This is a genomic window from Kribbella sp. NPDC023855 (genome assembly GCF_040639475.1).
Taxonomy (GTDB): domain Bacteria; phylum Actinomycetota; class Actinomycetes; order Propionibacteriales; family Kribbellaceae; genus Kribbella.
Genome location: NZ_JBFAAA010000004.1, coordinates 689,888 through 712,662 on the forward strand (window position 1 = coordinate 689,888; position 22,775 = coordinate 712,662).

Here is a 22,775-nt window from a genome sequence, read left to right on the forward strand (position 1 = left end):
CCGTCTCGATGGTGATCTCGTCGACGACTCGACGGCACCAGCAGTCCTTCAGGTGTCCGCGATGCAGGCGCCGACGGACCCGGGCTGGCGGCAGTTGGTCAGCCCGGCCGAGCTGGCGTACTGCCTCGACCTCGAGTTGGTCGGTGAGCACGTGGCGGCTCGGTTGGCGGCGAAACGTGCGGTCGCCGAGGCGCTGCGCTGGCCCGGACCGGTGCCGTGGTCCGGGATCGAGATCCTGCGGATGCCACCTGGCAGACCCGCGGTCCGGTTGAGCGGTGAGGTCGAGCAGTGGCGTCGCCAGCTCGGGTTGCCGGTGCCGCGGGTCTCTCTCAGCCACGCCGCCGGGTACGCCGCTGCGCTCGCCTGGCTACCCGCCCGGCGTGACGCGGAGGACCGCTGATGTCGTCGACACGGCTGGCGGGTCGGGTTGCTCTGGTCTCGGGTGCGGCCAGCGGTATCGGCCGGGCCGTGGCCGAAGTACTGGTGAGCGCGGGCGCCGGCGTCGTACTGGGCGATATCGACCGTGGGCGGTGCGAAGCGGTGGCGAAAGAGCTTGCCGCCGATGACCTGCCGGGTCGGGTCGTCGCGACCGAGCTGGACGTCACCGACGCCGCAGCCTGGTCCCGCTTCACCCGGACCGCACGCCGGTACTTCGGCTACCCCGACCTGCTGGTCAACAACGCCGGTGTGCTCGGGATCCACGGCCTGGAAGGCGTCACCGAGGCCGAGTGGAACCACGTCGTCGATGTCTGCCAGCGCGGCACCTGGCTGGGGTTGCAAGCAGCTGTGCCGTCCATGCATCTGGCAGGACGCGGCGCAATCGTCAACGTGTGCTCGGTATTCGGGCAGATCGGTTCCGGCGCGGCTTTTGCGTACCACGGCGCCAAGGGCGCGGTCGCTGCGATGACGCGGGCGGCGGCCGTCGAACTCGCCGCTTCCCGCATCCGAGTCAACGCGGTCTCGCCGGGCATGGTCGAGACGCCGATGACCACCGGCCTGCCGGAGCAGTTCGTCAGCGACTTCGTGGCCGCCACACCGATGAACCGGATGGCGACACCGCACGAGGTCGCCGCTGCCGTGCTGTTCCTGCTGTCCGACGACGCGTCGTTCATCACCGGGACCGACCTGCTGGTCGACGGCGGATACGCGGCCCGATGAAACCCATGACAGAACCAGGGAGGTCGTAGCCATGTGCGGCATCACCGGATGGGTCGACTGGGAGCGGCGCCTCGCCAGCGAGCCGGCCGTCCTCGAGGCCATGACCGACACGCTCGCGTGTCGTGGCCCGGACGCGGGCGGGACCTGGCTCAGCGAGCAGGCCGCGATCGGTCACCGCCGGCTGGCCGTCATCGACGTGGAAGGTGGAGCGCAGCCGATGGTCGCGCACCGTCAACCGGGTGGCCGGCCGGTCGTCCTCACCTTCAGCGGCGAGGTGTACAACTTCACCGAGCTGCGCAGCGAGCTTCGGACCCGTGGCCATCACTTCGCCACCAGATCGGACACCGAGGTCGTACTCCGGGCGTATCTCGAATGGGGCGCGGACTGCGTCGAGCGCCTGGAGGGGATGTTCGCGTTCGCGATCTTCGACGACGAGACCCAGCGACTTCTGCTCGCCCGCGACCGGCTCGGGATCAAACCGCTGTACTACTACCTCTACGCCGAGGGCATCGTCTTCGGTTCCGAGCCGAAGGCACTGCTGGCTAGTCCGGTTTTCGAAGCCGCGCTGGACGACCAGGGCGTGCTCGAGTTGTTCGCGATGTTCGGCACGCACACGCCGGGCAGCGGCGTACTGCGTGACCTGCGCGAGCTGCGGCCCGGGACGTTGCTGGAGTTCGACCGCAACGGCGTCGAGGCTCGCGCGTACTGGCGTCTTGCCAGCGCCCCGCACACCGATGACCTCCATACCACGGTCGAGACGGTTCGCGGGCTGCTCTCGGACGCGGTGACCCGCCAGCTGGTCTCCGACGTACCGCTGTGTGCTCTTGTCTCCGGTGGTCTCGACTCCAGCCTCATCGGGGTGATGGCCAGTCGGGCGACCGGGTCGCTGTCCACATTCGCCGTCGACTTCGCGGGAAGCGCCACCGACTTCCGGGCGGACGCGAACCGGCCGACCCTCGACGCGCCGTACGTCCGGACCCTGGTCGAGCAGATCAAGTCGGAGCACACCGATGTCGTGCTCGAGGTACCGGATCTGCTGGGCACCTTCGAGCGCGCCACCCGCGCGCGGGACCTGCCGTGCCTCGGTGAGCTCGACGCTTCGCTTTATCTGTTGTTCGAAGCGATCGCCGGCCGCTCGACAGTCGCGCTGTCCGGTGAGTCCGCGGACGAAGTGTTTGGCGGCTACGCGTGGTTCCACGACCAGCAAGCGGTGGCCCGGAACGGCTTCCCCTGGAACCTCGACGACACCGGCTTCGCCAACGTCCTGGCGCCGGGACTGAAGGAACGCTTGCGACCGCAGGAGTACGCGGCCGACCGGTACGCCGAAGCGCTCGCCGAGGTCCCGCGGCTGCCTGGCGAAGAGGGCCCCGACCGACGGATGCGCGAGGTGTCGTACCTCGCGCTGACCCGTTTCCTTCCGGTGCTGCTCGACCGCAAGGACAGGATGAGCATGGCGGTCGGACTGGAGGTCCGGGTGCCGTTCTGCGACACCCGGCTGGTCGAGTACCTCTGGAACGTGCCCTGGGCAACCAAAGCGATCGACGGTACGCCGAAAGGCCTGCTCCGGCGGGTCGCTGCCGGACTGCTGCCGCGCGAGCTTGTCGAGCGGCCCAAGACGATGTACCCGACCGCGCCCGATCCGCAGTACGACGCGGCCGTGCGTGCGGCGGCGCGATCGCTGCTCGACGGCGACTCGGCCATCGGGCCGCTGCTGGACGCCGAACGAGTCACGGCCCTCATCGACGGCGACAGCCGGCGTCCCGCGTGGATGCAGCGAATGGCCCTGGCGTACCTCACCCAGATCGAGCTCTGGCTGCGGCAGTACGAGGTGAAACTCATGGTCTCGGTGTGATGGAGGTCAGATGGCCAAGTGGAAGGTGACGGTCGACCAGGACGCCTGCACTGGAAGCGGAATGTGCCTCGGCGTGGCACCCGGACACTTCGAGTTCGGCCCCGACCGGCGATCGCGGCCGCGCGCCGAGCTGATCCACCCGGACGATGCCGCAGCCAGTGCGGCGGAGTGCTGCCCGATGGCGGCGATCACCATTGCCGACGCGGACTCCGGCCGGCAGCTCGTCCCCGAACCGGCCGAATGAGCCGGATAATCAGGAGGTTCCCGTGCGACCTGTTGTGATGCTCCTGCTGGGCACCCGGGGGATCCGGGTCACCGAAACCGTGCTGCAGTTGCGGCCGGTCGGCGATGTCGTGGTGGTCACCAGTGCCGGCATCCTCGATGCCCGGGCCGATCGGCTCGACGACGACCTGCCGGCCACCGTGGTGGTCGCCGAACACGGCGACGACCTGGTCGACCGTGCGGTGGGTTACGCGGCCGAGCACCGAGTGGACGGAGTACTGACCTTCTCCGACGACTTGGTCGAGGCGGCGGCCGTCGTTGCCCAACGGCTCGGTCTGCCGGGGCAACCACCCGAGACCATGGCGGCTTTCCGCGACAAGTACGTTCAGCGCGGTACGTTGGCCGCCGCTGGGGTTCCGACGCCGCGGTTCGCCCGACTCGCGAACGCGGACGACGTACCGGCGGCTTTGGCCGAGGTTCCGCTGCCGGCGATCCTCAAACCGACCCGGGGGAGTGGCGGCGCTCTGGCCTCCATCGTCACAGCGCCAGACCAGTTGGCCGACCGAGTGGCGGAAGCGTTCGACGATGCGGCCAGGGCCGGTGGAGCAGTGGACCCCGGGACCGAGTTCATCCTGGAGGAACTGCTGGTGGGCGACCCGGCCAGGGCGACACCGGGTTTCGCGCCGTACGTCAGCGTCGAGTCGGTCGCGGTCACCGGTGTGGTGACCCATCTGGCGGTCACCGACCGGTTCCCGACCGCGCCCCCGGTGCTGGAGACCGGCATGATGCTGCCATCCGGACTGGCTGCCCGCGAGCGAACCGAGGTGCTCGCGATGGCCGACCAGGCGCTCAAAGCATTGGGCTTCTCCTGCGGCCTCGCGCACACAGAACTGATGTTGACCGCCGACGGACCACGCATCATCGAGGTGAACGGCCGGGCCGGCGGGGCGCTGCCGTACCTCTTCCCGATGGTGTCTGGCGTGAACCTGATCGCCCGGGCAGGTCAAGCGGCACTGGGCATCGACAGCGGCGAACTGCCGTCGTTCACCGGGCACTCGGTGTTCGTCAGCCCGCAACACCCGGTCGGCGTGGAGATCGAGAAGGTCGAAGGCCTCGACGAGATCGCCGCGCTTCCGGCAGTCCGTGCAGTGATTCCCCTCTCGGTCGGGCCAGGTCGCACGGACGCGCACCGGGACACCCTCATCGCCGCGATCCTCGCCACGGTGCCGACGCCGGATGCTGCCGTCGAGGTGTGGCGGGAGGCGATGGCACTGGTCCGGCCGCAGTACGCCGGGTCGGCAGCTTCGGAAGTGACCGCATGACCGGACGGGACGCGACGGGCGCCGCGCCGTACGCGATCGGTTTTGCGGACCTCGACAGTGAGGTCAGCATCGACGAGCTGCCGGTGGAGGGCGAGCTGCCCGAGTGGTTGTCCGGCACGCTGATCCGCAACGGCCCGGCCCGGTACGGCGTGGGCAACGGCCGGTCGTTGCGGCACTGGTTCGTCGACACCCCCAACTACCGATCGGTGCGGGACCAGGGCCGGATCGGCTATCCCGAGTTCGCCACCGATCCGTGCGGCAGTCTGTTCAGTCGTTTCTTCACGCGTTTCTTCGGTGCTCCCGGTGTCAATCCGGTGGTCAACATCCAGCCGTTCGGTGAATCCGCGGTGGCCGTGACGGAAAGGCCGTTGGCGGTCGAGTTCGACCCCGCCACGCTGGCTACGCTGCGCGTTACCGGCTATCGCGACAAACTGAGCGGTAATGTCACTACTGCGCATCCGCACGCGGACCCGAACGACAATTCAGTGATCAACTATCTTTTGAAATTCGGCCGCCGCAGCAGCTATCAGCTGCACCGCCAGGAGGCCGCCCGGAGTGACCGGCGACTGATCAGTTCGGTCCCCGTCGACCAGCCCGGCTACATGCACGACGGCAGGGTTCGCGGGAGCTACCAAACCGAAGCCTGCTTCGTGTTTCACCACATCAATGCCTGGGACAACGAGGACGAGGTCGTCTTCGACCTCTGCGGCTACCCGGACGCGAGCGTGATCGACGCGCTCTACCTCGACGCGCTGCGCGAGAACCGTGGCATCCCGCTCGCCCTGCCGACCCGGTTCCGCGTGCAGCTCGCGAGCGGAACCGTGACGCGCGAAACCCTGAGCGACGAGCCACTGGAGCTGCCGAACATCGCCTACTCCCACCACAACGGCCGTCCGTACCAGTTCGGGTACGGCGCCGGCGCACGTGATCGTCGAGGGCTCAACTTCCTTGATCAGTTGGTGAAACTCGACACCCCGACCGGCGCCACCAAGAGCTGGTATCAGGACGGCTGCTACCCGAGCGAGCCGGTCTTCGTCCCGCGACCCGCGGCCGTCGACGAGGATGACGGCGTCGTGCTGTCGGTCGTCCTGGACACGAACGACACCACGTCATTCCTGCTGGTACTTGCCGCCGGAACCTTTGCCGAGCTGGGGTCGTGCTCACGTTCCGCACGCAATTCCGTTCGGATTTCACGGTAGGTATACCGGTCCGCCCGGGCATTAGTCCTTACTTGGCAGGAACGGCGGAGATCGATGCGATCGTGGCGTCTGCCAGTGGCCCGGCGTGCTGTTACCGTGCATATACGCCATATTCGGAAAAGCATGGGGGAACATGACCGGGGGGCGCAGGACAAGGAGCACGAACGGCCGTGACGAGGACCATCAGGTCAAGGGTTTGAAACATTCGCCGGCGATCAATTCGGGGACCGCGCTGCCGTGGGTGGTGGGTCTGCCGCCGCCGACACCGCTGGTCGGCCGCGACAGCGAACGCGCCGCGTTGCAGCGGATCGTCCTTGGCCCCGCCCGGCTCGTCACGCTGACCGGATCAGGCGGCACCGGCAAGACCCGGCTCGCGCAGGCCGTCGTCGGCGACGTGCGGTCGGGATTCCGCGACGGTGTCTGGCCGGTGGAGCTGGCCTCGCTGTCCGAGCCCTCCCAGGTCGCCGGCGCTGTCGCGGCCGCCTGCCGGGCCGCATCGGGCAGCGACACCCAGCCCGCGAACGATCTGCGCGATCGCCTGCGCGACCGCGAGCTCCTGCTGGTGCTCGACAACTGCGAGCATGTGGCCGACGGGGTGGCCGAGCTGCTGAGCTTCCTGCTCCCGGAATGTCCTGGCCTGACGGTGCTGGCGACCAGCCGGCAACCGCTGCAGATCTACGGGGAGCGGCTGTATCCCGTCCTGCCACTGCCACTGGTCAGCTCGCTCCAGGTGCCGCTGGCCGAGATCGCGGAGATCCCGTCCATCGCGCTGTTCGTGCAGCGGGCCCGGGCCGTCGTACCGGATTTCGCGCTGACCGCCAAGAACGTCGCCGACGTCGCCGAGATCTGCCGGCTGGTCGACGGTCTGCCGCTGGCGATCGAGCTGGCCGCGTCGAGGCTGCGGCTGTTCAGCCCGCGTGCGCTGCTGGCCCGGTTGCGCGACGGCATCGACATCCTGCGGCGCGGCCTCGCGGACGTGCCGCCGCGCCAGCAGACGATGCGGGCGACCATCCTGTGGAGTTTCCAGCTGCTGACCGAGCAGGAACGCAACCTGCTCACCAGCCTGGGGGTTTTCGTCGACGGCTTCAGTGTGGCCGCCGCGATGGCCGTCGGTGAACTGTCCCAGGAGGATGCGGAGAACCTGCTGGAATCCCTGCTGGACAAGGGAATGCTGACGACCTCGGTCGGCGTCGACGGCGAGCCCAGGTTCCATCCGCTGCACATGATCCAGGCGTTCTGCGTCGAACAGCTTCGGGAGACCAGCAACGAGGACGTCGTCCGGAGCAGGCATGCCGACTTCTTCCGTGGTGTGGTGGCCGAGGCGGAGAAGGAGCTCACCGGAGCTCGGCACGCGGCATGCGCGGCGCGGCTGGTCAGCGAGCTGTCCAACCTACGTGCGGCGTACCGGCATCTGCGGGCTCGTGGTGACGCGAACGGCGCGCTGATCTTCGCCACCGGACTTTGGCGGTTCATGTTCGGGCACGGCCGCCTGCGCGAGGGTCTGCAGCTCCTGGAAGATGCGCTCGCCGACGAGTCCGTCCACACGCAGGACCGCCGGTACGCCGACGCGTTGCACGCGGCCGGGACGCTCGCGGCGGCCGTCGGCGACTATCAGGCTGCTGAGGACTACCAGCGCCGGGCCGCGGAAACCTATCGCGGTCTCGGGCAGCTGGCCGGGCTCGCCGCGGCGGTCAATCACCTCGGCAACCTGGCCCGGATCCGCGGCGATTTCGCCGAGGCCCGCAAACTGTGCGAGCAGAGTCTCTCGCTCTGGCAGGGAGCCGAGGACCGTCGTGGTGCGGCGGTCGTGCTGATCGACCTGGCGATGATCTCGCTGAGTCGTGGCGACGTGGCGGCGGCCGACGAGGCGGTGAACTTCGCCTTGCCCCTGGTGGAGGCGCACGGCGACGAACGCAACACCCGGAACGTTCGCGCGCTGGCGGGTCTGGTCGCCTTCCGGCGCGGCGAACAGGAGGAGGCGGAGCGCACCTGCCGTGCTGCGGCGGCGGGCGTTGTCGACGTGGGCACGGACCCTGACACGCCGTTCGCGTTGGAGGCGCTGGGTCTGGTCCTGGCCGGTCGCAAACAGCCGGACACCGATCTGGCTGCCGTCCGCCTGCTGGCGGCGGCGAGCGCCATGCGTGCCGAGACCCACAGCTTCGCCTGCGCGGAGGTGCTCCCGTTCGTCGATCGCGCACTGCAGAACCTGCGCGGCCGGCTCGGCGATGTCGCGTTCGACAACGCCTGTATCGCCGGCAAGGCGCTGCCGCTCGGCACGTTGCTCGACGAAGAGGTCGGGGTGGTCGAAACTCCCACGCCGGCCGAAGCGACGGAAGCAGTTTCGGATCAGCAACTGGCCGATGCAGAGCTCGAGTCCGCTCTCACCGCCCGCGAACGCGAGGTCGTCGTCCTGGTCGCCGAGGGGATGACCAACCGCCAGATCGCCAGCACCTTGCAGATCTCGGAGTGGACGGCGATCAACCACGTCCGGCACGCGATGCGGAAGCTCGGGGTGCCGTCCCGGGTTCACGTCGCCCAGTGGGCCACCCGGCACCGGCTATGACAAGTTTCGTCGAATCTCAGTAAGGAGGCCACAACCATGTGGCATACCGTGTTCATCGTGCTGCACGCCACCGCCGGGGTGGTCGCGTTCGCCACCGGTTGCTTCGCGGTCCGGCGGCAGGGCTTGTTTCCTTACTACTTCTGGTCACTCGCGCTGCTCGACCTCTTCATGGTGGTCGCGGTCTCGATCGGCTGGCGCGACATGGGTACGGCGGCCCGGGTGGTGTTCTCCGGCCTCATCGTGCTGGGCGGCTACATGATGTGGCGCGCGATCCAGGCGTCGCGGACGCGTCCCTCGGCCGGCAACCCGCCGTCGGCGAAGTACCTGGACCACCTCGGCTTCACGCTGATCGCGCTGTTCGAGGGCTTCGCCATCGTCGCGGCCATCGACCTCGGCGCCCCCACCTGGCTGGTGGTCGCCCTCGCCGTCGGCGGCGTCCTCGCCGGCCACCTGACACTCAACCACCTGAAGTCCAGCCTGACCGTTCCCGAGGCCGCCTGACCGCGTGTTTAGGTAGGCACCTCGACGACTTCCTGCGTCTGCGCGCCGTCGGGGGCTCGGAGGACGAAGGTGATGACCATCGGGGGCGCCAGTCGGATCAGGATCTGGTACTCGTGCGGTGGGTCCTCAGTAGTCCGGACCGCCTGGATGATGTCGGCACTCGGGAACGGGCCCGTGCGGGTCGGCAGATCATCGAGTTCGAAGCGGGCGCGAACCGGTGGTGGCAGTGGGCCGATGGGGAAGGGGCGGCGGGTTCGTTGCGCCTGAATCGCCAGCACGTAAGGCGGTTGGGCTTCGACGTCCGCGTCCGAGCGCAGTCGCGCCACCACGCCACGACCGGTGATCGTGAAGACGTCGAGCACCTCTAGGTTCGGCGGTTCGGCGACGAAGGCCGGGACCGTGATCCGCTGTTCGGTGAGTCGGCCGAGCGGGTCGACCAGCCGTACCGAAACGTCGACCGGCTGTCCGCTGTCGGGCCGCGTGAGCCAGAGGCCGAGCGGAGTCCGGCCTGCCGCCCGCGGTCCGCGGACGAGCGCGACGCCCGGATCGGCGTTGGCCGGCGACGGCCCGGACACCGGTCCTTCCGGCACCTCTTGAAGCGCCACCGGATCGACGTCGACCACACCGGCAGCACCCTGTACTGCGACCGACACCCGATGATTGCCCAGAGCAACCTCACGGGCCGGGGCGGACGTGGAGGTCGTGACCCTGATCAGCTCACCCGTCCCGAGGGGAGTGGCCAGGAGCGGGGCCAGGTCGGGCGCGGTTCCGGGGAGGACTGTCACGGCAACTGGTTCGCAAGCAGTCGATGGCAGGCCGCGCACCGCTTCGACCGGAACAGTATCAACCGGTACTGCGACAGCGCGCACGAACCAGTCGTCCCAGGACGGAGCAAAGGCGCCTGTCCAGTTAGCCGTGTAGGTCAGCTCGCCGGTGACCGGGTCAGGCGGCTGCCCAGCACCGGGCGGAAGTGCCGGTACGACGGCGAACGCCGGTCCCATCGACTCGAACGATCGCGCGGCCACCTCGGAGCGGGTCCGGAACAGCCGGAACTCGCGGACCGGTACCCGGCTCGCCGAGGTCAGCGTGAGCGCGACGCTGCCGGCGACCCCGATGACCGAGCTGACGACGGGCGCCGCCGGCCGGCGCAGTCTGGGGGCAGCAACGGCCTGCAGGTGTTCGTGCGCCGGCGAGCCGCCTGGCCAGGCCGACTCGATGCCTGAGGTCGAGAGCGTCGTGACGGTGAACAAGTGGATGTCCGTCGACCCCTTCGGCAGGGCAACGTCAGCTTCGCGCGCCGATCCGGGCAGCACCATCAGCCGGCGGAAGATCGACCGGCGGCGGTCAGCCGAAAGAGCGTCGTACGAGTCCCAGAGTTGTTGGAGGCGGACGCCGGGCAGCGTGCCTTCGGCTGCTCTCGCCGGCAGACCGACGGACTGCCGAAGCGCAGTCTCCGCGATCTCCCAGACGATGATCCCCTTGTCTGTTTGAAGTTGGGCGCCAGCCGGGACGGACCAGTGCACGCGGGCATGCGAACAGCCCTGCGCATCGGGCGCGCTGCCCATCGGAACACCCGGCGGCAAAGGCGGCGGAATCGGCGCGACTGGCACAGGTGACGCGGCACTTGTGAGCGCGGGACTTGCCGCATCCGGTGTCAGGCCGGACGTGACTCCGATCAGTAGGTGAGACCGCGTCCACAGCGCCGCACCCCAGCGCGCCGTCGCCCCGAAGTCCAGAACTGGTATCGAAATCTGCAACCTGTACCGACGCCCTTCCTCACCCTGCGCGGACCCAGCCGGTACTACGTTCTCGCCAGCCGAATCCAGGTGCTCAACCTGTACTCCGGCGCCGCCCTGCAGCTCCTGACCCGCGAAGCTCAGCGACACGTCCCGCCGGAAACAACCAGCCGGCGCGGCACCAAAGGGGGTGACACCGGTCGGCGGCGCGCTGTTCGGCGACGTCATCGGAAACATGACCAGGCGCAGGTCGACCCCGACCGGCGTACGGTCTTCCCAACTCACCGCGAGCTCGACTTCGAGCGTGGCCGGGCATGACGTCGAACCGGTGAAGGTGGACCTCAATGCCAGCGCGATGATGCGCGGCCGGGGCGGTGCCGGTTCGTCGCCGGCATAGAGCGCGTCCTCCCACTTCGACCAGACGCCGAAGACGTCCTGCACCGCGACCGGATAGCCGGGATTGCGGCCGCCGCTGCCGATCGGGATCTCGGCGGCGGCATCCACGATGCTCGTCCGGCGGAAGTCCTCGTGGTTCTCCGGGCCATCGGGGACCGGTAAGAGCGGCCGGAAGTCGCCCGCGGGCCGCAGCGGCAGCAAGCACTCGGCAGTGGTGTCGGCAGGCGACTCGAAGCGAGCCAGCGATCCGCCCGTTCCCTGGCCCAGTGCCGCCGTCGCGGGCGGCCGGTACCACGAGATGCGGACGGTCTCGCGCCACGCCTGATCCGGTACTCCGGGCGCGACCAGCCCGTCGCGTACGGCCGCCACGTCGACCGGCGTCCGGGTGTTGGCATGCTGCGGGAAGGACGGGAGGTAGGCCGCCATCGTGACCGAACCCATCCGGTTGGGCGTGTCCGAGTACTCGGCGGTGACCATCAGGTCGTCAGCACCTACACCCGGCAGGTCGTGACTGCGTTCCTCCAGATAGCTCGTGCCGAAACCAAGACCGAGCGCCAGGAACGGGTCAGCACTCGCCGGGAGCGTCAGCAGGGAGAGCGACGGCAACTCGGCAGTGGCTGTCAAAGACGAGCCACTCGGGCCGTCGACCGGTCCACTGTCGAGGACGTTGTGCTGTTCGTACGGCGGAAGGGCCGGGCGGTAGATCCGCTCGATCCGGGGCAGGGTCTCGTTCCGGATCTCCTTGAGCAACATCTTGTAGTCCGGCGGAGCCCACAGTGGCGCAGTACGGCCGGTGGCTGTGACTGGGTACCAGCCGACCGGGGGACCGCCTCGCTCGAGTCGCTGCAGGGCTGCCTCGACCGGGTCGACCAGGTTGTCGAACAGCCCCTGCGGCCCAGTCTCGTACGACGTACCGGGCCAGGGGTCGTCCACCGGCAGACCTACTCGTTCGAGCGGCTTCCACTCGTCGCTCTCGAGCACCTGCTCGAGCAACTCGATCCGGAGGTCAGGGCTGTGGCCGTTGACCAAGAGCGCTCTCGTGCCACCCGGGCAGCGGACCACGAGTCTTACCCGAGCACCGTTGACGCTGCTGACGGCGGCCGCTCCCACAGTGGAGTCGAGGCCCAGACCGCCACCACGGGAGACCAGCAGTCCGACCGGGCGACCCGGGTCGATCGGGTCGCACTCGACCTCGACGTACGACGCGACTCTGCCCCAGAACAACGCGAGGCCGCCCTTGACTGGGAACTGGTCGAAGTCGGCTCGCTCCGGCTCGTCGTCCCGTCGCGGCCTCTGCCACACGATGAAGGGCTCAGCCGGTACGCCGAGCTCCTTGGCGCAGCTCCACCGCAGTTGGATCTCGGTGGGACGCTTCTCCCGGATGGTCTTCAGGTGCTCCAGCAGCCGGTCGTCGACCACCACGTGGTGCTGACGAATCTGCTGCAGGTGCTGCTGGGCAATGACCGGCCAGGGAACCTTGGCGGCCTCGGCCCGGAACCAGTAGGGCCAGGCGATTCGACGAGCCATCAGTCCTCCACCTCCCAAGGCGCCCGGTCCAGGGCGATCCGCAAGGCCTCGGCCCGCTGTTCCGGAGTACCGGCGAGTGCGTCACCGGCTAGTACGAGGTCCAGGCGCAGCTCGGAGCCGCGGGTGCCTGGGTTGAGCAGGACGACGGCTCTGGTGCCGCCGGCGCCCTTGACCAGCCGCGTAATGCTGGCTCTCGGTGGATCGCCGGCGGCAGGTGCGGCTGTGCTCGGCTGGAGCGACAGCCAGTCAGCTTCAACCGCAGCCCACCACTTGTGACCAGGTCCGGCCGACGGATCTGGTGGACCGGCAACAACAGTAGGCATCGGCCGCGAGCGCCACATCGACTCGCTGCACTCCACGACGACCGCAACCGGCTGCGGCACGGCGTCCCCGGACCACAGCACTTCCACAGCGGGATAGCGGGGCACTTGCGGTACGGCGAGCCCCGCGGCCTGGTACGTCGTATCGAGCACGGCACCGGCCGGCGCGACCGGCAGGGCGGCCAGAGCGGCGGGTGTGGGCACATGGCGGTGTGCGCGGGGTGCGAGCAGTACGAGCCTGGCCAGGTCCGACACGGTGTTGAAGCGGGAGGTAGTGAAGCCGACTCGGAATACGCGTCTGCCGTGAGCGTTGGCAGGTGCACCCTTCGGGACGGCTTCTATGTCGACCAGGTAGTCGGTGAGCGGCTGCAGGTCGTAGGGCAGTTCCAGGATCGTGCCGTGCGTGCTGCTGCCGCTGCCATCGGTGCAGGGCAGCTCGTCGAGCAGCTCGGTCACCGTCTGCTGCCATGGGGTCATCACTGCACCCAGGGCCGGTGTCAGGGCGCCCATCACTCCACCTTGGCCTGTCAGCTGATACGGCAAGGTGAGTGAGGCACCTGGCAGGCCGCCACCTGGCGGCTCGGGATGGAAGCCCGACGAGGCCTGCACGCTGACGCGCAGCTCCTCGCCGTACGCGTCGAACAAGGCGGTGACGTTCTGGGTGGCGAGTGCGATCCGGATCGGTTCGGCGCAGAAGATGCCGGTCTCGTTCATTGCCGGAGCAGTGGCCAGCAACCAGGGCCCGAGGTCGGCCGGTACCTCGTCCGGACCGTCCGCCGCGAACCGGAAGGTCCGTTGGGCCTCCTGCCCCCAGTTCTCCGGCTCGGTCGCCGGCGGCTTGTTCTCGCCGGCCACCGACTGCGCGCGGTACTTCACCGTGACCGTGTAGGACTCCGACGGCACGAGCAGCGCGACATCGGTCGGGTCCTGCTGGAGAGTGGACTCGAGCAGATCGCGATCGGTGGTGATGACCTGGCTGTCGTAGTCGAAACGCCACCGCTCGGCGGTGGTGACCCCGGCGGCGGCCAGCAGCCAGTACGGCGTACCGATCAGGGACTTCTCGCGGCGATCGGCACCAAGCTCCACTGCGGCGACACTGCCCGGTACGTCGACGACAACGCGACACAGCAACAGGTCGCGCTCCCCGGCGACGACCCGGGCAGCGATCCGGCCGGCGCGCTCGATCGGGTCCGCCCAGGGACCGGCCGAATCGGTCCACTCGCCCGGCAACGGGTTGCTCGAGGTCACCATGCTGTCCGGAGTCACCGGCTGCTGTGCGACCACCGAGCCGTCGCTCTTGCGGCAGGTGATGAACAATCCCTCGTTCAGCATCCGTTCGGACACCAGAAGCAGCAGCTCGAGAGACTCCAAACCGCCGTCGACGGTGAGCCGCAGGGTGTTGCCGAAGTCCGACGGCTTGAACCCGGTCTCCTCCCACACCTTCCTGACCAGCTCGCGTTCTTCCTCGGTGCCGTACGGCGCGGGGTCGGGTTCGTCACCCGAGGGGGAACGCAGGATCCGGCCCTGGCATCCCAGCGGCTTGTCGGAAAGCTCCTTGTCCCAAGCGGTTTCCACCCAGGCCGCGCCGACATCGGCCAGCGAAGTACCGGTTGCCAACAGGTCGACGACCTCCTGCAGGGCCTCGCCGTTCATCGGTAGCGCGGCGTTGCTGAAGGTCAACGGGTTGCCACTCTGCCAGACCTGGATCGAGTCGACCTGATCGATCCGACCGGTCGGACAGGGCACCGAGTCCCCGACGACGACCGCGGGATCCGTGCCCTGCAGGAGATCCGCGATGGGGTGATGGGTTCGCCAGGTCTCGGTGACCTCGAGCTTGGCGTCGATCGGCGTACTGCGGAAGTCGCCCGGCTGGTCGGGCCACGGGACGCCCGTCAGGCGCCAGCCGGCCGGACTCGGGCCGGTCGGCTTGTTGTCGAAGGTCCACAGCACGGGCGCGGGTCGGGCGGCATCGCTGCAGATGTGTCCCCAGCGGTCCTTCACCGTGGTGGTGAGGCTTTCGCCGTACGGGACGGCCCGTGGTGCGGGTGTTGGCAACCAGCTGAGCAGGGCAAGGGCGGGGTCGAGCTGGGACTGCCCGGCCGCACTGCGGGCCCACCACGTCGCCGGAGTCTTGCCCGCGGGTGGATCGGGTTGCAGATCCCCGGTCAGTTCGACGCCGGTGATCTGGAAGCGCCACCAGTTGTCGCCGTGGCGCTCCCAGGGATCGGCGCCGGCTCCGGACGTACCGCGCGCCTCGCCGCCGAGGATGATGTTGCCGGGTGCAACCATCGGTGCCGACTTGAACAGCACCACGGGAACCGCGTCCAGTGGCACGGTCGGTACCGGGTCTTCGGCCTTCGCGGCCGCGTCACCGAGGGCGCCGTCGACCGCTCGATCGGTGGCGCTGCCCTCGACCAGGGCAGGGGACCGGCTGACGAGTTTCACCCCGGCCACCAGTTCCGGCGGCGCGGGCGGATCCGGCGGACCGTCACCGATCTCCAGCTTGACGCAGCCCTCGATGTCGAAGAAGAAGAACTCGACCTTGCCGCAGACCCGGCCGGTGATGCTGGTCGTGTCGGTGTCACCGCGGCGGCCGACCAGCACGGTGAGCTCGGCCCGCGCCGAGATGCCGACGATCCACAGCCGCAGTTCGCCGCGGGCGTAGATCATCCCGCCCAGGCCGAACGGCTCGAACGAGATCAGCGCGTCGAACCCGGCCGCGACCTCGAAGTACAGGCCGATCGACTTGCTGCCCATCAGCACGCACTGCAGGTGGAAGCCGACCGCGATCGCCAGGCCGTTGGTGCTGATCGGCAGCTTCGGATTGGCCAGCGTGGTGCCGTCGCCGTGGATCATCAGATAGCCGGTGCCGCGGAAGACGTCGAGGATCGAGACCGTCACCGGGTCGGTGTAGGTGCCCAGGTCGATGAACCAGTTCTGTGCCTGCGACAGGTGGAAGAACGCGGTCACCGGCACCCGGATCTTCAGCAGCTTCAGGATGCTGTACTCCGCGACGATGCCGATCGTGATCGTGCCGCGGCCGAAGTCGAGATCCAGCACGGCCAGGAAGGTCGCGCTGCTCTGCGCCTTCAGCACCGGCGGCATCTTCAGCACGTCGGCCTTCATCACCAGCAACAGCCGCGGGCCGGGGACCTCGACCAGCACGATCCCCTTGAGATGAATGAGGAAGCCGCCCTCGGCGGTGCCGAGCATCATGCCCGCGGCGATCGCGAAGCTGCCCGGGTTGAGCTCCCAGCCCGCCGGGTGCATCACGTTGAACCCGCGGGCCGGCGTGAGTTGACTCTCCAGCCACTTCAACGCCGGTGCCTGTACGCCGGTCTGCTCGAGCCGGCGATAGTTGACCCCGACCCCGCCCAGGAACCCGAAGATCCCCAGACCCGAGTTGCCCAACGGCAACGGCACCGGGAACTCAACTTCAGCACCAACCAGTACTCCGGTCGTCCCGGCCCGGCTCTCCAACGCCAGTGTCGCGCTCGCACGCAGCCCGATGGACGGGAAGGTGAGATCGAAAGCGCCCTTGAACCCGAGGTCGGTGATCTCCAGGTAGCCAGTGCCGTGGATCGCGCCCGGGATGTCGAGGGTGGCGCCGAGCTTGGTGAGTTGTGGCGTCTCGAAGGCATCCAGCCGGAGGCGGACCCGGACGGTGTCCACGGTCACGATGCCGAGATCGACCCCGAGTCCCACCTCCACTTCCAGGTACGTCGGATTGAGCCGGCTCACCCGGACCCCGAGCACCCGGAGCAAGGAGTCCAGCGGGGGCGCGGCCATGAGCGACCCGGCCGGTACGTCGAGCGTGTAGCCGCGACTGGGGTCGAACACGGGCAGCGGCACGTACTCGACCGTCCCGTCGCCGTTGTCCTCGGTGTCCCAGGTGCTGCGGATGCCGACCGCCTGATAGCGGGTGACGATCGGCTTCTGCGGATCCACCTTGATGAAGCCGAGGTCGAACGAGAAGGCCGTCTCGAGATCGAGCAGGATGCTCACCTGGGTGGTCGTCGGGCCGCTACCGGTGGCCGGGTCGACGAGTCCATCGGTGACCACGAGTTGGCCGCCACGGAGTACGACGTACTGGGTCTGGATCTGGCCGCCGGCGCCGAGGCCGACCGCGGCGCTGCCGAGAACGACGAGTGGCACCAACTCGCCCGCGGTCGGGCTGGGCGGCGTGACCGCAGCCAGCAGCGGCGAGAGGGCGGAGACGGCGCCGAGGATGTTGAGGGCGGTGTTCGAACCGGCCGCTGCCCGCTCGACTTTGGCGAGGCCGTCGAGATCGCCTTGGATGGCGCGGAACTCGGCGCTCGTCTCCCACGAGGACCGGTCCTCGGCGACCTTCAGCCGGACCAGGAAGGTGCAGATTCCGTCGCTGGGGTTGGTTCTGGCCGGGAGTTCCTCGTCCGTGTGCTCGTCCAGCCGGGCTTCGGCCGCGGTGCGGACGTCGAACTCGCCGTAGATCTCCGCCCGCACGAAGGTGCCGCGAATCAGCTCGACCCGGACGCCGATCTTGCGGAAACAGTCGGGGACAAGTTGACGGGTTGGCTCGGGGTCGACCTCGGTGGTGGTCGCGGCCGCTGGGCGGGTCAATTCCGCGGTCACGGTTTCGGTGATCGGTGTTGCCAGCGCCGGCGTTGCCGTCGCCCGCCACCAAGACGGGGAGCGGGGCGCCGTGTCGCCATCGGCGGCATCTTGGCCGTGCGCAGTGCCGGGAGTCACGGCGGTGAATCCCAGTTCCGTTTTCAGCAACTGGACCATGGCATCCCGTCGCCGCTGGCTGAGCTCGAGGTTGTGCTCGACCTTGCCGGGATCGGTCGCACCCTCAAACGATGCGAAGCCCTCGACGACGAGTGGTGTCGACGTCGGGATCTGCGCCAGGCGGGCGCGCGAATCCGGGCCGAGAAACGGTTGCGCGTTCCCCCATTCCTGCTTGGACGACGCGGGGGAGGTGCGGATGTTGCCTTCGACGGTGGTCCAGTTGGTGCTGGGCGTACTGGGGAACTCGGTCGCCTTCGGATGGTCGAACAACATGTAGGCACTGAACGGTTCGATCGCGGCCGGCGTGACCGTCCTGGTGGCTGTCACCGCCACAGTCGCGCCGGCCGCCACCGGGATCTCGGCAGTGTCGCCGGTGGCGGAACCACCGGGCCATGACCAGGCGATGTCGCCGCCGTCGTCCGGACTCAACCTGACCGTCGCGTGGCTGGCCGTTTGACCGGTCACGACGATTCGGCGGCCGGTTGTGGTGACGGTTCGCGGGACGACTTCGCCACCTGGCGGGGGAGGCGGAGTGGCCGGCGCGGCGGTTGCCTTCCGGACCGTGATGGTCCTGATCAGCTCGTGCAGGCCGGCGTCGGTGACCTTGATGTCCAGCGTCATGGTCCCGGTGGCGGGGAGCAGGATGGTCCGCCGGTCGAGCGTGGTCGGGTCGCTCCCGTCGACGGTGACGCGATACGTGTACGGCGCGAGTCCGCCGCCGGCCGCGACGTACAGGGTCGCGCTGTCGGGCAGCTCGACCGGACTTGGTACCGGGTCGGTGTCGGGCACCGAGTACCACTCGCCGGCCGGACCCTGGAATGCCAGCCGGACCGTTGGCGACTGGCCGCGATTCACCACCTCGGCCTCGAAGAGTCCGGTCACGCCGGCATGCTGGCCGAGCCCAATCCAGAGGTCGCGAACGCCGGCACTGACCGCGAGACCTTCCAGCCCGGTCGGTGCGACGAAGAGCCTGACCTCGGGCAGGTACAAGCCTTGCCAGTCGGTCGGCTGCGTCCGCGCGTTCGCCGGTACGCCGGCCGGGCCGGCGTCGCCGGTCAGGTCGAGGGTGGCGCTCCGAAAAGCGAAGCCGACCACCTCGCCCGGACCGATCAACGCATGGGCCGGCTCCATCCTGATGAAGTCGAAGATCTGATCCTGCGGCGGCCGGCCACCGACCGTGCTGCTGAGCAGCTTCACCTCGAGTCCCTGCCCGGCGGGCCGCAACAGCCGGACTTTCAACGCAGGCAGGTGAAACCGGACGTCCGGGTTGGCCGGATCGGCGCGCAACTGTCCCTGGGCGTCGAGTTTCGCGCCGCGCAGGAACGGCAGCCGCGCGATCGCCCGCGGCGTCTCGAGGACCAGCCGCACGGTCCCGTCCGGATCACCACCCGGCGCGTCCAGGCGCAGGGCGAACTCGATGCCGACCCGCGGATCGGGGAACGTGATCGGCGTACCGGTGCTGTTCACCGCCGCCGGACTCCGGCTGAACGAGCCCGTCGCCGGGTCGAGACTGAGCGGCAGATCGCCGCCGGCGGTCGTCTTCCACACCCGCCAGGTGAACCCGTCGTCCTCGACGCGTTCTTCCTGGGTCGGTGTGTCGACGCTGTCCAGGACCGGCTCGAGCGCGTCGAGCGCGCCCCCGTTCTTCACCGACGCAGGAGTGTCATCCCAAAGACTCATCCGCACTTCCCCCCAAGAAAGCCCCCGGATATAGGACAGCAGGTCCCGGCTCCGGAGGAAACCCTTCGCGACCGGCGATCTTGCTCGCCGCTGCGTGACGGTGACGACACCCATGGTGACATTTGCATTGGGGTGTGATGCTTCGAAAATCCGGGCTCTTGCGCTACCTGACAGGGAGGTAGTCCACTGCCCCTAGGCCAATCGGCCAGGGGAGGGGACCGAATCATGACTTTGTCGGATACGCCTGCGCTCAATCGCAGGTCTCGCAGCAAGACGCGGCCAGTTGCCGTGCTCGCCGCCGTACTCGGGCTGGCGACCGCGACTCTCGTCGCGCTTCCAGGAGCGTCCGCGCAGCCAGGGGGAATCGACGCGGCGAGCCGGCCGGAACCGAAGTCCGACAAGGGCATCGGCGAGGCGGACCGGGCCAGGATCGCCGCGGCGCAGTCCGCCGGGAAGAAGACGGTGACGCTGCTGGTCGCCGCGGAGCCCGGCAAGCTGGCGAGTGCCGCCAGCCAGTTGCGCGCGCTCGGTGGCGTAGTACTGAAGTCCGATGGAGCTGTCGACTACCTCAAGGTCGAAATGCCGACCGGCAAGGCCGAGCAGGCTGGGCAGCTGAGCTCCGTCGAGGCCGTGGACGTCGATGGGCTGGTCCCGATCGACGACCCGCAGCCGGAGGGCGCCCAGCTGCCCACCCCGCAGACACCGCCCAGCGCGAGTACGCCGCGGATCAACCCGTATCTGCCGACCGGCGACACCCAGGCGGCGCAGTTCGCGCTGGCGAACCCGCAGTGGGACGGTCGCGGCACCACGATCGCGATCCTGGACTCGGGGATCGACCTCGACGTACCGGCGCTGCAGACCACGACGACCGGAGCGCTGAAGATTGTCGACTGGTACAACGCGAACTCTCCGACGTCGGGTGACGCCACCTGGATCACCACGACCGGACGATTCACCGGCAGCTTCACCTCCGGCGGCCGGGCCTGGATCGCGCCCGCGACCGGTGGGCCGTACGCTCACGGTCTGCTGCGTGAGGCAGCCGGGGAACTCGCCGCGGGCGAACTCGGTGGCGACATCGACCGCGACGGCGTGACCGCCGAGTCGATCGGCGTCCTGCAGGACCGCACCACCAAGCAGGTGTACGTCGACCTCGACCAGGACGGCGACTTCACCGACCAGACCCCGATGATCGACTTCAAGGTCAACCGGGACACCCAGTTCCTGGGCACCGACAATCCCGCGACCGCGGTCACCGAGCGCGTCCCGTTCGTCGTGGTGACCGACCGATCCGTCTACAACCCCAGCACGGACGCGGGCTCGGTCGTGAACCTGGGCATCGCCGGCGCGCAGCACGGCACTCACGTCGCCGGCATCACCTCCGCCAACGGCCTGTTCGGCGGAGCGATGAGCGGTGCGGCTCCAGGTGCGCAGCTGATGGCCGTCAAGGTCTGCCTGACCACCACGTCCTGCACCAGCAGCGGCCTGATCGACGGTGTCCTGTACGCCGCCCACAACGGCGCCGACGTGGTCAACATCTCGATCGGCGGCCTGCCCGGCCTGAACGACGGCAACAACGCCCGGGCGACGCTGTACAACCGCACGATCGACGAGTTCAACATGCAGATCTTCATCTCGGCCGGCAACAGCGGCGCCGGCGCGAACACGGTCGGCGACCCGTCGGTGGCGACCAACTCGATCAGCGTGGGTTCGTACATCACCCGGGCGACCTGGCTGGCGAACTACGGCTCCGACCCGTTGAACGACAAGGGACTGCACCCGTTCTCCTCGCGTGGCCCGCGGGAGGACGGCGGCTTCAAGCCGGACATCATCGCGCCCGGTTCGGCGATCTCCACCACGCCGCGCTGGCAACCGGGTGGCCCGGTGACCGGCACGTACACCCTGCCGCCCGGCTACTCGATGCTGAACGGCACCTCGATGGCAGCACCGCAAGCCGCCGGTGCCGGTGCGCTGCTGATCAGTGCGTACAAGGCGACCTTCGGCAGCCGGCCGACCGCTGCCGCACTGCGGAGCGCGATCCGTTCGAGCGCTGCCTATCAGCCGCAGCTCGGCGCTTACGAGCAGGGGACAGGCCTGTTCGCGGTGACGGCGGCCTGGGACCAGCTTCGCGCCGGACAGCGGCCGAACGCGATCACTACGTCCGTGCCGGTGAGCACGGTCCTCAGTGGCCAGCTGGCGACGCCGAACGTCGGTGTCGGCATCCACGATCGCGAGGGCGTCACCCTCGGGGTCAAGTACAACCGCACGTACACCCTGACCCGGACGAGCGGCGCGGCCAAGCCGGTACCGCACGACGTGCGCTGGGTGGGGAACGACGGCACGTTCAGCTCGCGGACGAAGGTCACGCTGCCCTTGAACGAGCCGGTCGACTTCGCAGTACAGGTCAATCCGTCCAGTCCCGGCGCGCACTCCGCCGTACTGCAGCTCGACGACCCGACCACACCAGGTGTCGACCTGCACACGATGAACACGGTGTTCGTGCCGAACGACCTCGTTGCCGCCAATGCGTACCAGTTCCAAACCAGCGGCACGGTCGGCCGCAACGCCACTCGGCACTACTTCGTCCGGGTGCCGGTCGGTGCCAGCGCGCTCAAGGTCGACATGACCGGTGGCGGGGACGCCGCGCGCGCGGGCCAGATCCGGTTCCTGCGGTACACCCCACAGGGGCTGCCGCTGGACAGCACCTCGAGCCTGAGCTGCTACGACCCGGACGCGGGCGCGGGCTGTGCCAACGGCACGGCGCACAGCCGGACTGTGGTGAACCCACAGCCAGGCGTCTGGGAGCTTGTGGTCGAGGCACGCCGTACGTCTGACGCACTGTCGGCGCCATTCGGGCTCTCGGCAACTGTTCTCAGTACGACGATCGCGCCGAACCCGGACGTGGTGCCGTCAGCGACCCTCGGTACGCCGCAGGTCCGCAACTACACGGTCACCAACCAGCTCGCCGCCTTCACCGGCCGGCTGGTCGGCGGGGGAGCGTTGGGCAGTACGCAGACCCAGCGTCCGACCATCGCGCACCAGGCGTCGCAGACCTTCGACGTCACCCTGCCGGCCGGAGTCACGTCGTACACGGTGCGAACCGGGAACGCATCCGACCTCCGGGCGGACATCGACCTGGTCGTCTCCCGCTGCGCGCCCACCTGCGTGACCGTCGGGTCCAGCGCCGGCGCAACGGCTGTCGAACTGGTGACGCTCACCAACCCGCCAGCCGGCCTCTACCGCTTGAGGATCGACGGCTTCTCAGTACCGGACGGCAGTACGGCGTACGACCTCGTCGACACCTACGTGTCTGCGGCACTGGGCAGCCTGACCACCAGCGACCCCGATGCCAACCATCCCTCCGGTTCCTCCTGGAACCCGACCGCAACACTGACCGCCACCGGTCAACCGGGTGTGGGCCGCAAACTCACCGGCACCCTGACCGTCCAAACCGACACCGGCGTCACCGTCGGCGCCGGAACCCTGGTCGTCGACACAGTCAACTAGGACGGCTGGCCTCCTGGCGCACCTCGAG

The 22,775-nt window shown here is 68.9% G+C and carries 11 protein-coding genes; 9 read left to right on the forward strand and 2 right to left on the reverse strand.

All coding sequences use genetic code 11. The annotated features are described in order from the left end of the window. Positions 1–61: 61 nt before the first annotated feature. The 8 genes from AB0F51_RS18505 to AB0F51_RS18540 all read left to right on the forward strand — a co-directional run bounded on the left by AB0F51_RS18505 (position 62) and on the right by AB0F51_RS18540 (position 8,817). Complete coding sequence (locus AB0F51_RS18505) at positions 62–400, forward strand: hypothetical protein (protein WP_360281323.1); 339 nt, start codon at positions 62–64, stop codon at positions 398–400. Continuing rightward, positions 400–1,158, forward strand: a complete 759-nt coding sequence (locus AB0F51_RS18510) for an SDR family NAD(P)-dependent oxidoreductase (protein ID WP_360281325.1) — start codon at positions 400–402, stop codon at positions 1,156–1,158. Before AB0F51_RS18505 ends, AB0F51_RS18510 begins: the two co-directional genes overlap by 1 nt. A 31-nt stretch (positions 1,159–1,189) precedes the next feature. Continuing rightward, on the forward strand, positions 1,190–3,010 hold the full coding sequence (asnB, locus tag AB0F51_RS18515) for an asparagine synthase (glutamine-hydrolyzing) (RefSeq protein ID WP_360281327.1): 1,821 nt from the start codon (positions 1,190–1,192) through the stop codon (positions 3,008–3,010). Positions 3,011–3,020: 10 nt separating this feature from the next. Continuing rightward, positions 3,021–3,254, forward strand: a complete 234-nt coding sequence (locus tag AB0F51_RS18520; protein ID WP_360281329.1) for a ferredoxin — start codon at positions 3,021–3,023, stop codon at positions 3,252–3,254. 22 nt (positions 3,255–3,276) lie between these two features. Beyond that, the gene (locus AB0F51_RS18525; RefSeq protein WP_360281331.1) at positions 3,277–4,554 is read left to right on the forward strand and encodes a hypothetical protein; all 1,278 of its coding nucleotides are present in this window, start codon (positions 3,277–3,279) and stop codon (positions 4,552–4,554) included. After that, positions 4,551–5,753, forward strand: coding sequence for a carotenoid oxygenase family protein (locus AB0F51_RS18530; protein ID WP_360281333.1), 1,203 nt, complete (start codon positions 4,551–4,553; stop codon positions 5,751–5,753). Before AB0F51_RS18525 ends, AB0F51_RS18530 begins: the two co-directional genes overlap by 4 nt. A 133-nt stretch (positions 5,754–5,886) precedes the next feature. After that, positions 5,887–8,316 carry a LuxR C-terminal-related transcriptional regulator gene (locus tag AB0F51_RS18535; protein WP_360281335.1) on the forward strand — a complete coding sequence of 810 codons (2,430 nt, stop codon included), beginning with the start codon at positions 5,887–5,889 and terminating at the stop codon, positions 8,314–8,316. A 36-nt stretch (positions 8,317–8,352) separates the two neighbouring features. Beyond that, complete coding sequence (locus tag AB0F51_RS18540) at positions 8,353–8,817, forward strand: hypothetical protein (RefSeq protein WP_360281337.1); 465 nt, start codon at positions 8,353–8,355, stop codon at positions 8,815–8,817. An 8-nt stretch (positions 8,818–8,825) separates the two neighbouring features. Here AB0F51_RS18540 and AB0F51_RS18545 read toward each other — a convergent pair whose 3' ends face one another. After that, the gene (locus AB0F51_RS18545; protein WP_360281339.1) at positions 8,826–12,476 is read right to left on the reverse strand and encodes a hypothetical protein; all 3,651 of its coding nucleotides are present in this window, start codon (positions 12,474–12,476) and stop codon (positions 8,826–8,828) included. Then, the gene (locus AB0F51_RS18550) at positions 12,476–19,243 is read right to left on the reverse strand and encodes a DUF6603 domain-containing protein (RefSeq protein ID WP_360281341.1); all 6,768 of its coding nucleotides are present in this window, start codon (positions 19,241–19,243) and stop codon (positions 12,476–12,478) included. Before AB0F51_RS18550 ends, AB0F51_RS18545 begins: the two co-directional genes overlap by 1 nt. A 225-nt stretch (positions 19,244–19,468) precedes the next feature. On the opposite strand from AB0F51_RS18550, the gene AB0F51_RS18555 reads away from it, so the two are divergent. Further along, positions 19,469–22,747, forward strand: coding sequence for a S8 family serine peptidase (locus AB0F51_RS18555; protein ID WP_360281343.1), 3,279 nt, complete (start codon positions 19,469–19,471; stop codon positions 22,745–22,747). Positions 22,748–22,775 lie beyond the last annotated feature (28 nt).

Coding starts and splice junctions, on each gene's coding strand:
- AB0F51_RS18545 (WP_360281339.1), bottom strand. CDS start 12,476: ATGGCTCGTCGAATCGCCTGGCCCTACTGGTTCCGGGCCGAGGCCGCC.
- AB0F51_RS18510 (WP_360281325.1), top strand. CDS start 400: ATGTCGTCGACACGGCTGGCGGGTCGGGTTGCTCTGGTCTCGGGTGCG.
- AB0F51_RS18520 (WP_360281329.1), top strand. CDS start 3,021: ATGGCCAAGTGGAAGGTGACGGTCGACCAGGACGCCTGCACTGGAAGC.
- AB0F51_RS18540 (WP_360281337.1), top strand. CDS start 8,353: ATGTGGCATACCGTGTTCATCGTGCTGCACGCCACCGCCGGGGTGGTC.
- AB0F51_RS18550 (WP_360281341.1), bottom strand. CDS start 19,243: ATGAGTCTTTGGGATGACACTCCTGCGTCGGTGAAGAACGGGGGCGCG.
- AB0F51_RS18505 (WP_360281323.1), top strand. CDS start 62: ATGCAGGCGCCGACGGACCCGGGCTGGCGGCAGTTGGTCAGCCCGGCC.
- AB0F51_RS18530 (WP_360281333.1), top strand. CDS start 4,551: ATGACCGGACGGGACGCGACGGGCGCCGCGCCGTACGCGATCGGTTTT.
- asnB (WP_360281327.1), top strand. CDS start 1,190: ATGTGCGGCATCACCGGATGGGTCGACTGGGAGCGGCGCCTCGCCAGC.
- AB0F51_RS18535 (WP_360281335.1), top strand. CDS start 5,887: ATGACCGGGGGGCGCAGGACAAGGAGCACGAACGGCCGTGACGAGGAC.
- AB0F51_RS18555 (WP_360281343.1), top strand. CDS start 19,469: ATGACTTTGTCGGATACGCCTGCGCTCAATCGCAGGTCTCGCAGCAAG.